Raw genomic sequence first — 11,977 nt, 5'->3', positions numbered from 1 at the left:
GTTTACTGCGCGATAGCGGTCGCCTCCAACTCGACGAGCACGTCGGGCTCGAAGAGGTAGTCCACGCCGATCAGCGACGCCGGCGGCAGGGGCCAGGGCAGGCCGAGCTCCTCGACGACCGACTCGATCCCGGCCATGAACGGCCCGATCTTCTCGGGTGCCCAGTCGGTCACGTAGAAGGTCAACCGGACCACGTCCTCGAATGACGCGTCGGCTCCGGCGAGGGCCCGGCCGGTGTTGCGCAGCGCCTGCGCCACCTGCCCGGCCAGGTCGCCGGGAGCAACGGCTGTGCCGTCGCCCAGGCGTGCGATCTGACCGCTCACGTGAATGTGACGGGACCCGGTAGCCACCGCCACGTGAGCGTAGGGCGTGTGCGGCTGAAGACCGTCGGGGCTGAAGCGGGTGACAGACATCGTTTCTCCTCTGGTGGAACCAACTCGGTTTACTATTGATACCTAGTCGATGAAGGACACTGCAAGGAGACCTGGTTTCATGCGCGATACCACCACCCCCCGAGCCGGCGAGCTACGTATCGACGCACCCCACCGCGAGTTGCTCGACCAGGTGTTGGACAAGTGGTCGCTCAGCGTTCTCAACGAGCTGTGCGAGCGCCCGAGCAGGTTCAACGAGCTGCGCCGGGCGGTTCCGGCGGTGACGCAGAAGTCACTAACGGCGACGCTGCGACGGCTCGAGCGCAACGGGATCATCGAGCGCCATGTCGTGGCTACCCGCCCGGTCGCCGTGGAGTACCGGATCACCCCGTTGGGGAAGACCCTGCGTGCACCGATCGACACCATCCTCGAGTGGGCGGACGCGTACATGCCGCAGATCGAGCACGCCCGCACGGCGTTCGACGCCCAGATCGAGTAACGGCCGGTGCCGCGGGTGCTCGACGGGTTTGCTGGAGGGCGAACCCGTCGAGCACCGCGTCATCGGGCGGGGGCGCGGAGCAGTCGCTCGACCACGTCGGTGAGGGTGGTCACCGCCGGACCGTCCGGTGTGGTGACCACCACGAGGTGGTGGCGGGTGTTCCGCATCCTGGCCAGGGCTTCGTAGACGAGCGTCGAGCCGTCCAGCACGAGAACATCGCGCATCACCTCGCCAGCGGTCCGGTCGTCCGGCTGGTCCATGGTGTCGCGGACGTGCACCACGCCGACGGCCGCACCGTCACGCAGGACCACCACCCGCAGGTGGCCGGTGGCGCGGGCCGTTGCGCGGACGGTGAGCACCGTGTCGGCCGCTTCGACCGAGGTCAGCCCGCGCTCCGGGCCGGTGAGGTCGGCCAGGGTGAGCTGGTCGAGATCGAGGGCATCGGTGAGTTGCGCGGAGTACGACGCGTCGAGCGCGCCGACGTTTGCCGAGTGCTCGACCAAATGGCGCAGGTCGGCGGCGTTCTGGCCGGTGGCGATGGTGTCCCGGGGCTCGACGCCGACCCGGCGCAGGCACCAGTTCGCGCTGGCGTTGAGGGCACGCAGCACCGGACGGGTGAGCCACATGAAGCCGCGCATCGGGATCGCCAGGAAGATGGCGGTCTTCTCCGGGTGGGCGATCGCGTACGACTTCGGTGCCATCTCCCCCACGACCAGGTGCAGGAAGGTGACGACAAGCAGCGCCAGCGCGAACCCGACCGCGTCGGCCGTCCAGCCCGGCGCGCCCCAGGACAGGAACACTGGGGTCAGCGCGTAGTTGACGGCTGGCTTGGTGACCGCGCCGAGGCCGAGTGCGCAGGCGGTGATGCCGAGTTGGCAGCCGGCCAGCAGCACTGTCAACTCGTCGAAGCTGCGCACCGCCGCCCGGGCCGACCGGCTGTGCTCGGAACGCGCGTCGAGGCGGTGCCGGCGTGCCGCCAGCAGCGCGAATTCGGCTGCCACGAAGAAGGCACTGAGCACGATCAGCACAACGGTGACGGCCACCACGACCCAGGGGTTGCCGATCACCGGTTCTCCTCCGTACGCAGGCGGACCAACGACGGGACGTGCCGTTCCAGCTCCATCACCTCGAGTGTCAGGAACACCGCGTCGAGGCTCAGCTCAGCCGTGGCGCCCGGGGCAGGTAGCTCGCCGATCAGTTCGATGACCAGGCCGGCGAGGGTTTCGCTGTCCGATTCGGGTAGGTCGTGCCCGATGGCGCGTTCGACCTCGTCCAGGGGCAGCTGGCCGGAAAGTTCCCAGGTGCCGTCCGCCGGCCCGACCGGCAGCGGGGCCACAGTTGTCTCGTCGTGTTCGTCCTCGATCTCCCCGACCAGTTCCTCGGCAAGATCCTCGACGGTGACCACGCCGGCCAGTCCGCCGTGCTCGTCGAGCACACAGGCGAGCTGGGCGCGCCGCTCGGTGAGGGTCTGCACGACCCGCGGCAGCGGCATCGACGTGGGAACCAGCACCGGTGGCCGCATGATGTCGGCGACTGTGCGCGCAGCGTCGCGGTCGACAGCGAGCAGGTCGGCGAGGTGCACCACTCCGATCACGTCGTCGCGCTCGTCGAGCACCGGGTAGCGCGAGTGGCCGCCGGCCATCGTGGCCCAGAGTTCCCCGGTGGTCAGGTCGGGCTCCACGACATCGACCCGGGCCCGCGGAACCATCGCGTGGGCTGCGTCACGGTCGGGGAAGTCGAGCACCCTGTCGAGCAGCATCGACAGCTCGGCGGGGAGATCACCGGAGTCGCGGGACTCGCTGACGATGTATTCGAGGTCGTGGCGGCTGGCTGCGTGTTCCACGTCATGCACCGGCTCCATGCCGAACAGGCGCAGCAGGGCGTTGGAAGACTTGTCGAAGAAGGCGATCATCCAGCCGAACACCCGCAGGTAGACCTGGGTGGAGCGGGCCAGCCAGACGGCCACCGGCTCGGGTCTCGAGATGGCGAGGTTCTTCGGGAACAGTTCGCCGAACAGCATCTGTACGAACGTCGAGAGCAGCAGCGTGCTCACAGTGCCGACGACGATGCCGACACCGGTCGGGACGCCGACGCCGCCGAGGGCGGTGCCGAGCGACTTGCCGACCAACGGTTCGGCGACGTACCCCACAAGCAGGGCGGTGACTGTGATCCCGAGCTGGGCGCCGGACAGCATGAACGAGGTCCGCCGGGTCACGTCCAGTGCCCGACCCGCCGCCTTGTCACCCGCCGCCTCGCGGGCCTTGAGCCGCGACCGGTCGACGGCCATGTACGCGAATTCCTGCGCCACGAAGTAGCCGGTGGCAGCGGTGATCACCAGGATCACCAGCAGCCCCAGGAGGAGACTCAACACCCACACGTCGTCGTGCTCCTGCTGTTTGTCGCCCCAGATGAATCAGGCCCGCGCCAGCGGGCCAAAGGTCTCAGGCGGTGGTCTTCGCCCATCAGGTCGTGCTCCTCCTCGTACCGACAGTGCCGGAAGCTTGGCACGGCTTTCTGGACGCAAGCTGGTAGCTCCGCTGCTAGCTGACCAGGAAAAACCTGCACCGATCGCCGCCAGCCGAAATCAGCCCGCGCAGCCCGATGTGAGCTGCACGGCACCTGCGAACTCTGCCCCGGGCGCGCCGTCATTACCTGAGCGACGACGCATACGCGCCTGATCGGAGACGCCAAGTGATGGCCTGGATCATTCACAAGCTCGGCCTGACCCCTGCCTTTCCTCACCCGGTCAGATCACATTCCCGACCGTCGACGGAAGGGCCGCCCGCGACCGGCCTGGGCTCGTACGACGTGGTGCGACAGGGGTATGCGAAGGGTCGCGTGACAGCGCGGCATCGGGCCGTGACCGTGACGCTGGCACTGGAGTTCGTTCTCGTGCTGCTCGGCTGCGGCGCGGCCTGGCAGGTCGCAGCCGGAGTCGGGGCGCCTCAGGCAACGGCGACCGGGCTCCTGGGCTCCGATTTCGTCGACATCAGCTTCGTCGCGCCGGGCCCGGCCTCGCCCGCCATGGTGCCCGGCGCGGCGACCGGTACCTACACCTGGGACTGCGGCCGTAACGAGAACGGCCACCGCAACACCGCAAACATCGTGATGGCGCCCGGTTTTCCCGGGCAGTCGCATCACGTGCACGACTACGTGGGGAACCTCTCCACCGCTGTCGGCTCGACGCCGAAGACCCTCTCGGCTGCGAGGACGACGTGTGGCAACGGTGACCGGTCGACGTACTTCTGGCCGGTGCTCCGGACGGTCGAGCCGGTGGACGTCGGGGAGCACGCCGGCCACGGCGGCGAGATCCAGGTGCCTGTCGACGTGACGCTCACGTTCTCCGGCAACCCCCGAGGGAACGTCGTGCCGATGCCGCGGCAACTCGCCGGCACGGTGGGGGACGCAGTGGCTTTCACAAACGGCACCCAGAAAGCAGCAGCGACCTGGACGTGCTCCAGCACGCCGGAGCGCCGCACCACCGCGTACCCCCGGTGCCCGGCCGGTGATCAGGTGCAGCGTGTCTTCGACTTTCCGAGCTGTTGGGACGGGCGGCAGGTGGACAGCGAAAGCCACCGTGCGCACCTGGTCTTCCCGTCCCCTGACGGCTCCTGCGCCCGCAACACGTTTCCGGTGCCGCAGCTGCGACTGACAGTGGCGTACGACATCGCGCCGGATGCCCGGTTCCGGATCGACGCCTTCGAGGGCCAGAACAACAGCCCCCTCACCGATCACGCGTTCTTCGTCAACCTGATGCCGGAGCCCCTGATGGCGAAGGTCGTGGACTGCCTCAACAGCGGGCGGAGCTGCCAGGACGATTGACCGTACGCCGGGTGGTCGTACCTCACTGGGGACGAGCGACCTCGAACCGGCCGTCGGAGGACACCACCGTGACGGTGATCGTCTTCGGTCTTCCGGCGACCTGCGCGGAGCAGGAGAAGCGGCTGCCCAGAGTGACCGGCCGGCCGGGCGGGCAGGTGACGAGGTCCGCGTCGAGCAGGTAGTCGTCACGCAGCACCGACAGCACCCCCTGCTGCAACGCCGCTGTGTCGAAGACCTTCTTGTTGAGGAAGCCGGGCCAGGCCAGGCCCAGCACGGCCACCAGCGCCACCACTGCCACGACCGGGCCGGCCACGGCGATCACGAGTCGCCGGGAGAAACGCCGCCGGCCCTCGGAGGGCGTCGTCGAGCCGGTGGACGCCGGCCCCCACTGCGCCGGTGGTGCCGGTGCCCAGCCAGGGGCGGGCGTCGGGGAGTCGCCGTCGGATCCCCGGTACGAGCTGGTCATCGTCGTCTCCTCCGGCTTCAGGGAGCGGTGGGCGTGGCGACCACCTCGGGCAGGGACGTGGTGCGGCCCCCGACCGGACTGATCGCGAACCAGGTGCCACCGACCCCCTGGCCGTTGATGTCGCCCGGCTTGGCGTCCTTGTCGAACAGGTAGACAGGCCAGCCGCCGATGGTCACCTGGCAGGTGCCGTCGGCCCGCTCCACGTAACCGACGAGTTTCGGGTTGATCCCACTCGGGTAGATCTGCCCGCCCCCCTTGACGAGCAGGGGCGGCCACGTCTTCGCGCAGTCGCCGTTGCAGTTCGACTTCGACGGCTTGGCGGTGTCCTTGTCGAACCGGTACAGCGTCCGGCCCTGCCCGTCGGCGACGTACGTGCCGATGTCGTCGGACGCTGTCGCGTTCAACTGGATGATGTTGCTGCCCCGCCCGGTGTCGGGTGCGGGCGTGAGCGGGACGTCGGACGGGCCGCTGTAGATCCGTACGCGACCCTGGGTCTTCGCCACCGTCGGCGCCGGCTGCGGGGCCGACGGAGCGTCGACCACCTCCGGTGCCGTGTCGGCGCCGGCGGCCGGGCTGGGTGCGGCCGCCTGTGACGCGGCCGCTGTGGCCGGCGCGGCTGGCCCGGTCACGGCGTCATCGCATGCGGTTAGGACGGCCACGCTTGCCAACGCGATCGCCGTCCGCGCGATCCGGCTGTGCAACAGCATCTCTGCTCCACCTCGTGTTCGACAGGACCGTGCCCGTACGCCCGGTCCGGCACCCACACGGCGCGGTCGGCGAAGTGGTTCACCGTGGGGATCGGACGAGTCGCCCGTCACGAGGTCGAACCCTGCGCTGAACCATTTCGGGCCAGTGTTCGTGTGGGTGGCGGCAACAGCGAAGGGCGGCCCATCAATGGCAGCCCGGAGCTGGCGAAACGATGACACGAGGGAGCGCAACGTGGCCACGTACCACATCGTCAGCGAGGACATTGAGGAGTCTTCGACCTGGCTGAAGCAGAACATGCAGACGCTGCTCGACGGAATGAACCAGGCCAAGAGCAAGATCGACACCTTGATCCAGGGTGGTTACAACACCCCGGCCGCGCAGCAGAAGTTCGGCCCGTACTTCGACGAGTACAAGGGCAGCGTCGACCAGACGCTGAACGGCATGGAGGGCATCAGCCAGTACCTGACGCAGGTCAGCACCGCGTTCTCCGACACGGACAACCAGACCGGGGCCAGCCTCGGCCGCTGAACGACCGGCCGGACCCGGGGCCGCGTGGTGATTCGCTCGCCACGCGGCCTCGACCGTTTCCTCCGCCGGACCATCCGACCAGGAGATCTCGTGCGCCTGCAGCTCACCGTTGCGGATCCGTCCACCGCCGTCATCGACTACCAGGTCGAGGCTGCCCCCGACACCACCGTCGGGGAACTCGCCGAGGCGCTCGCCGCGCGTCGGCCGGAGCCCGCCGACACACCACCGACGATCTTCGTCGCTGGTGCGCCGCTGGACCCGCGACTCACCCTCGCCGAAGCCCCGCTGCGGCAGGGCACGGTGCTCGGCCTGGACCGCCCGGTGCCCGAGGCGTCCGCGCAACCGCCGGGTCTGATCGAGGTACGCGTGGTCAGCGGCACCAACGCCGGCGCGGTCCATCAGCTCGACCTCGGTGAGCACACAATCGGCACCGCCAGCACCAACCGGATACGCCTCACCGACCCCTCGCTCGCCTCCGTCGTGGCATCGGTGCGGGTCACCCCCGACGGAACGTGCCGTGTGCGACCGGCCGGACCCGGCCTCCTACTCGACCGGGTCGAACTCGACGACGAACAGGTGTGGCCACCCGGCAGCCAGGTCGCCGTCGGATCGTCCCTGTTGGAGCTGCGCAAACCGGTCCGGGCGGAGGCCGCACTGCAGATCTCCGAGGACCGCACCGGCCTGGACTACAACCGCCCACCCCGGTTGCTGCCGGAGGCCCGCACCACCCAGTTCACGCTTCCCACCCCACCGTCGCCCCCGGAACGGCGACCGCTCGTGCTGATCACGGTGCTGGCACCGCTTGTCGTCTCCGGAGCCGCGTACCTCATCACCGGCAACCCGCTGACGCTGCTCTTCGCCATCCTGTCGCCGGTGGCGCTGATCGCCGGTCAGATCGGTGCCCGACGCCAGGGAAAAGTCAGCTACCGTACGCGGCTCGCCGACTACGAGGCCAAGAGGGAGCGGATCAGCACCGATGCGCAGGAGGCACTGACGGCAGAGCGGCTGGCCCGGCGGGACAACTTCCCCGACCCCGCCGCCGTACGCCTGATCGCTGTGGGACCTGAGCGCCGCCTGTGGGAACGACGACGCACCGACCCCGACTTCCTCGAACTGCGGGCCGGCAGCGCCGACCTCCCGTCCGAGGTGGTGCTCCGGGATCCGAGCCAGGACGAACACCGCCGGGAGGTCAGGTGGAGCGCCCTGGATGTGCCGGCGACAGTACCGCTGCGCAAACACGGCGTGGTCGGCATCGCCGGTGACGCCGCCGCCCGGGTGACGGCCCGCTGGATGGTCGCGCAGGCGGCCACCCTGCACAGCCCCGAGGACCTCCAGATCTACCTGCTCGCCGGAGCGGGCGACGAGGAGGGCTGGTCGTGGGTCGGCTGGCTACCGCACGTGGCGCCGCGCGACGGCCAGGGCACTATCGCCACCGTCGGGACCGACACCCAGACCACGGCCCGACGGGTGGCCGAACTGGTCGCCATGATCTCCGCTCGCGCCGCCGAGCGGTCCGACGCGGCGTTCCGCGACATCCTGGTGGTGCTCGACGGGGCGCGCCGGCTGCGTTCCCTGCCCGGGGTGACGCAGATCCTGCGGGAAGGACCCGCCGTCGGGGTGTACGCGATCTGTGTCGACGCCGAGGAGAAGCTCCTGCCGGAGGAGTGCCAGGCCGTCATCGCCGAGCAGACCGACGGCTCGCTGCTGGTGACCCGTACGCTCGCCGCGCCGATCCCCGGCGTACATCCGGACCTGCTCTCGACGGAGTGGCTGCGTACCGTGGCCCGCGCGCTCGCCCCGCTGCGCGACACCGGCGGCGCTGACGACGGCGCGGTTCTGCCGGACGCGAGTCGGCTGCTCGACGTGCTCGGCATGGAGCCGCCGGAGCCGGACGCGGTGGCGGCCAGGTGGACCACCGGAGGCCGGACCACCGAGGCGGTGCTCGGCGTCTCGCTGGACGGACCGTTCGCACTGGACCTCAAGCGGGACGGGCCGCACGCCCTGGTCGCCGGCACCACCGGATCCGGAAAGTCGGAGCTGTTGCAGACCCTCGTCGCCTCGCTCGCCGTCGCCAACCGGCCGGACGCGATGACCTTCGTGCTTGTGGACTACAAGGGCGGCAGCGCGTTCAAGGACTGCGTCCGGTTGCCGCACACCGTCGGGATGGTCACCGACCTCGACACGCACCTGGTGAGTAGGGCGCTGACCTCGCTCACGGCCGAGCTGCGGCGGCGGGAGCACATTCTCGCCGAGGCGGGGGCGAAGGACATCGACGACTACGTCGACCTGCTGCGCCGCGAACCGACACGGACCCCGATGCCGCGACTGTTGATCGTGATCGACGAGTTCGCGTCGATGGTCCGCGACCTGCCGGACTTCGTGACCGGGCTTGTCAACATCGCGCAGCGGGGTCGGTCGCTCGGCATCCACCTGGTGCTGGCAACCCAGCGTCCGGGCGGGGTCGTGTCGCCCGAGATCCGGGCGAACACCAACCTGCGGATCGCGCTGCGTGTCACCGACACCAGCGAGAGTCAGGACGTGTTGAACGCCCCCGACGCCGCCTCGATCCTGAAGTCGACGCCGGGCCGGGCCTTCGTACGCCTCGCGCAGTCGTCGCTGGTGCCGTTCCAGGCCGGGCGGGTCGGCGGGTTCCGCCCGGGTGCCCGCGTCGACGTACGGCAGCCGCCCTGGCTCGCACCCGTCTCGTGGACGGACCTCGGACGGCCCGTGCCCAGCCGCCCCGGGGTGAAGGCGGAACCATCCGCCGAACTCACCGACCTCGCCGTGCTTGTGGAGGCCGTCCGGAGCGCCAGTGAGCAGCAGCAGTTGGCCATCCCGCCGCAGCACAGCCCGTGGCTACAGGCACTGCCGGACACGCTCACCGTCGACGCCCTTCCCCCGCCTCGCGGCAGCGGCTACCACCTGGCCCCGGTGGCGTACGGCCTTGTCGACCTGCCAGCCCAGCAGGAGCAGGCGCCGCTGGAGCTGGACCTGGGGACGCTGGGGCACCTGCACATCATCGGTTCGTCGCGCAGCGGCCGATCCCAGGCGTTGCGGACGATCGCCGGCACCGTGGCCCGCATCCACTCCACGGCCGACGTCCACCTCTACGGTGTCGACTGCGGCAACGGGGCCCTGCTCGCCCTCACCGAGCTGCCGCACTGCGGTGCTGTGGTGCAGCGTACGGAGGCCGAACGGCTCGGCCGCCTGTTCACCCGACTCGTCGCGGAGTTGGGGCGCCGTCAGCAACTGCTCGCGTCCACCGGCTCGGCCGGGCTCGTGGAGTACCGGGCCGGCGTGGCCGGGGCCGACCGGCCGCCGCACATCCTCCTGTTGCTGGACCGGTTCGAGGTCTTCGACAAGACGTTCGCCGACTACGACAACGGCAACGTCATGGCGGCCCTCCTGACTCTGCTGCGCGAGGGCGCCGGCGTCGGCATCCACGTGGTGCTGGCCGGCGATCGGAGCATGTTCACCACGAGGATTTCCTCGACCACGGACGACAAACTGGTGCTCCGGCTGAGCGAACGCCACGACTACAGCATGGTCGGCATCAACTACCGGCAGCTGCCGGACGAGATCGGAACGGGCCGGGCGATCCGGGCGGTCGACAGCGCGGAGGCGCAGATCGCCCTGCTCACGAAGGACAGTTCCGGCCAGGGGCAGGCACGCGCCATCGCCGTGATCGCCGAGGCGGCGCGGCTGCGGGACTCCGAGGTCGGCGACGCCGCCCGCCCGTTCCGGATCGACGTACTGCCGGACGAGCTGACCCTGGCTCAGACCAGGGGCCTTGCGCGGCCCGGGGGCCCACTGTGGACGATGCTGGGGGTCGGCGGGGACGAACTCTCGGCAATCGGCCCGGACCTGGGGGCCAACCCCACGTTCATCCTGGCGGGACCGCCACGCTCGGGGCGGAGTACGACGCTGCTCACGATGGTCGCCGGTCTGTTGGCGGAGGGGACGCCAGTGGTGATCGCGGCACCCCGTCGCTCGCCGCTGCGGGACCTCGCCGGCCTGCCCGGCGTACTCGACCTGGTGACGAGCGAGAACTTCACCTCCGCCGGGCTGGCGGCGGCCCTCGACGGCCGTGCTGGACCCGCCGTGGTCGTCCTGGACGACGCCGAGCAGCTGCTCAAGTGCGATGCCGGCAGCGACCTCGGTGAGATCGCGCGGCTCGGAACGGAGAGGGGTCTCGGCCTGATCATGGCGGGTTCGATCGACGGGCTCTCCAGCGGCTTCGGCGGCTGGCACGTCGACGCCCGCCGGAACCGGCAGGGAGCGCTGCTCAGCCCGCAGGGCCTCGGCGACGGTGAGCTGATCGGCGCAAAGCTCTCCCGCGGCCAGCTCGGCGGCGGGCGGCCGGGCCGGGTGCTCGCGCATTTCGGCGATGGCAAGCTGCATCTGGTGCAGGTGCCCCGGACCGAGCCCGCTGCGCTGCGGGAGCTGCTGGGCGGGGCCGGCGAAGCCGCGTAGACGCCACCGGGCCGGACTCCGCTGGTGAGGCCGGGGTACCGAAACGCGATCGGGGGGACACCCCCCAGGTGTCCCCCCGACGCGGGCCGGCAGCATCCCCTAGCTGCCGACCTCCCCCACGGAGGCCGCCGGCGGCGTGAGCGCGGCGGCCTCCCCCTCATAGGAGAAAGCAAGCGTCGCGGTGATCGTGGCGAACAGCTCGAACAGCTCCTTCGCCTCCGCGATGTTCGGGCTGGAACCGGTTACCACCAGCACGTTCGCGGTGCCCGGCAGCGGTACGACGGTGTGCATCACGGCGCAGCGCATTGTGGCGCCGTCCTGGGTCACGTTCTGAATGCCGTGGACCCGGCCGACGGTGCCGATCGTGGGGATCTGTGCGGTGCTCACCCGACGCCACGTCCCGTCGGCGCGGACGGGCTGCACGACAGCTGTCAACGCGCCGAGGATGTCCCCGGTCGCGGGCGGGTTGACCACCGACACCAGAACCGTTGCGGTGAGCGGGCCGTCCTCGTACACCTGGAAGGTGCCGGCGGCGTGCACCGCGCCGGCGTTGCGAGCCTGCCGCACCGACCGGCGTAGCTGCTCGGCGTACTGGCCCGCCTGCTGCTCGGTGAATCCAGCCTCGACGGCCCGCGTCCACACCTCGTTCGCCACCCGGTTCTCGCTCGCCTCGTCGTCGACCGAGAAGTCGACCCAGTCCTCCGGCGTACGCAACTCGAATCCGGTCGGGACAGTCGCTTCGGTCATCGACGTGACTCCTCCGCTTGTCAACTCGTCGCCCTCGCAGGGTTCTCCAGGGCGGCGACCGTCTGCTCGTCGGTCTCGCGGAACGCGTCGGCCACCGCCTTCGCGGCGTCGCGGACCCCGTCGAGGTCCTTGGCGATGACGTACCGTCCGTCACCCCACCGCTTCTCGAACTCGCGCGCGGCGCCTTCCAACTCGCGCTGCCCGAGCGTGTCGACGACAGCGCCCATCGACCTGATCGACGCGCTGTCCATCAGCTCCTTGGTGCGTCGCAGCAGGTCGTGGACCCGCTCCAGTTCCGCACCGGGTACGTCGATCACGCTCATGCCGGCACCTCGGTGCCGAGCCTGATCCGCTCGCTCATCC

General features: G+C 70.1%; 11 protein-coding genes. 4 read left to right on the top strand and 7 right to left on the bottom strand.

Annotation, left to right across the window (positions count from 1 at the left end):
- Positions 1–2: 2 nt before the first annotated feature.
- Positions 3–413 (bottom strand): RidA family protein, encoded by a 411-nt coding sequence (locus ACLQ23_RS10890; protein WP_355587117.1) that lies wholly within the window; start codon positions 411–413, stop codon positions 3–5.
- A gap of 79 nt (positions 414–492) precedes the next feature.
- On the opposite strand from ACLQ23_RS10890, the gene ACLQ23_RS10885 reads away from it, so the two are divergent.
- The gene (locus tag ACLQ23_RS10885) at positions 493–870 is read left to right on the top strand and encodes a winged helix-turn-helix transcriptional regulator (RefSeq protein ID WP_355587115.1); all 378 of its coding nucleotides are present in this window, start codon (positions 493–495) and stop codon (positions 868–870) included.
- A 59-nt stretch (positions 871–929) separates the two neighbouring features.
- On the opposite strand, the gene ACLQ23_RS10880 is transcribed toward ACLQ23_RS10885, so the two are convergent.
- Positions 930–1,937 (bottom strand): hemolysin family protein, encoded by a 1,008-nt coding sequence (locus tag ACLQ23_RS10880; protein WP_355587112.1) that lies wholly within the window; start codon positions 1,935–1,937, stop codon positions 930–932.
- The gene (locus ACLQ23_RS10875; RefSeq protein WP_355587110.1) at positions 1,934–3,238 is read right to left on the bottom strand and encodes a hemolysin family protein; all 1,305 of its coding nucleotides are present in this window, start codon (positions 3,236–3,238) and stop codon (positions 1,934–1,936) included. The genes ACLQ23_RS10880 and ACLQ23_RS10875 overlap by 4 nt, the downstream gene beginning before the upstream one ends.
- Before the next feature lie 491 nt (positions 3,239–3,729).
- Between ACLQ23_RS10875 and ACLQ23_RS10870 the strand changes: the two genes are divergently transcribed.
- Positions 3,730–4,692: a DUF1996 domain-containing protein gene (locus tag ACLQ23_RS10870; protein WP_355587107.1), complete on the top strand. Its 963-nt coding sequence runs from the start codon at positions 3,730–3,732 to the stop codon at positions 4,690–4,692.
- Between the two features lie 22 nt (positions 4,693–4,714).
- Here ACLQ23_RS10870 and ACLQ23_RS10865 read toward each other — a convergent pair whose 3' ends face one another.
- Together ACLQ23_RS10865 and ACLQ23_RS10860 are read right to left on the bottom strand one after the other, a co-directional pair.
- Entirely contained in the window at positions 4,715–5,158 is a 444-nt protein-coding gene (locus ACLQ23_RS10865; protein WP_425880613.1) for a DUF4333 domain-containing protein, read from the bottom strand.
- A 17-nt stretch (positions 5,159–5,175) separates the two neighbouring features.
- A complete protein-coding gene (locus ACLQ23_RS10860) occupies positions 5,176–5,865 on the bottom strand; it encodes a hypothetical protein (protein WP_425880612.1) in 690 nt (229 codons plus the stop codon).
- 232 nt (positions 5,866–6,097) lie between these two features.
- Between ACLQ23_RS10860 and ACLQ23_RS10855 the strand changes: the two genes are divergently transcribed.
- Positions 6,098–6,394 (top strand): WXG100 family type VII secretion target, encoded by a 297-nt coding sequence (locus ACLQ23_RS10855; protein WP_425880611.1) that lies wholly within the window; start codon positions 6,098–6,100, stop codon positions 6,392–6,394.
- A gap of 90 nt (positions 6,395–6,484) precedes the next feature.
- Positions 6,485–10,867 (top strand): FtsK/SpoIIIE domain-containing protein, encoded by a 4,383-nt coding sequence (locus tag ACLQ23_RS10850; protein ID WP_425880610.1) that lies wholly within the window; start codon positions 6,485–6,487, stop codon positions 10,865–10,867.
- A gap of 99 nt (positions 10,868–10,966) precedes the next feature.
- Here the strand turns inward: ACLQ23_RS10850 and ACLQ23_RS10845 are convergent, their stop codons facing one another.
- Entirely contained in the window at positions 10,967–11,614 is a 648-nt protein-coding gene (locus ACLQ23_RS10845; protein WP_425880609.1) for a hypothetical protein, read from the bottom strand.
- A 20-nt stretch (positions 11,615–11,634) separates the two neighbouring features.
- Positions 11,635–11,937 (bottom strand): hypothetical protein, encoded by a 303-nt coding sequence (locus tag ACLQ23_RS10840; protein WP_425880608.1) that lies wholly within the window; start codon positions 11,935–11,937, stop codon positions 11,635–11,637.
- Between the last annotated feature and the right edge of the window lie 40 nt (positions 11,938–11,977).

Source organism: Micromonospora sp. DT41 (genome assembly GCF_049841715.1).
GTDB lineage: Bacteria > Actinomycetota > Actinomycetes > Mycobacteriales > Micromonosporaceae > Micromonospora > Micromonospora profundi.
Note: the sequence above shows the minus strand (reverse complement) of the source record. Positions and strands in the feature narration are given on the sequence as shown.

Coding starts and splice junctions, on each gene's coding strand:
- ACLQ23_RS10885 (WP_355587115.1), top strand. CDS start 493: ATGCGCGATACCACCACCCCCCGAGCCGGCGAGCTACGTATCGACGCA.
- ACLQ23_RS10860 (WP_425880612.1), bottom strand. CDS start 5,865: ATGCTGTTGCACAGCCGGATCGCGCGGACGGCGATCGCGTTGGCAAGC.
- ACLQ23_RS10840 (WP_425880608.1), bottom strand. CDS start 11,937: ATGAGCGTGATCGACGTACCCGGTGCGGAACTGGAGCGGGTCCACGAC.
- ACLQ23_RS10865 (WP_425880613.1), bottom strand. CDS start 5,158: ATGACCAGCTCGTACCGGGGATCCGACGGCGACTCCCCGACGCCCGCC.
- ACLQ23_RS10845 (WP_425880609.1), bottom strand. CDS start 11,614: ATGACCGAAGCGACTGTCCCGACCGGATTCGAGTTGCGTACGCCGGAG.
- ACLQ23_RS10890 (WP_355587117.1), bottom strand. CDS start 413: ATGTCTGTCACCCGCTTCAGCCCCGACGGTCTTCAGCCGCACACGCCC.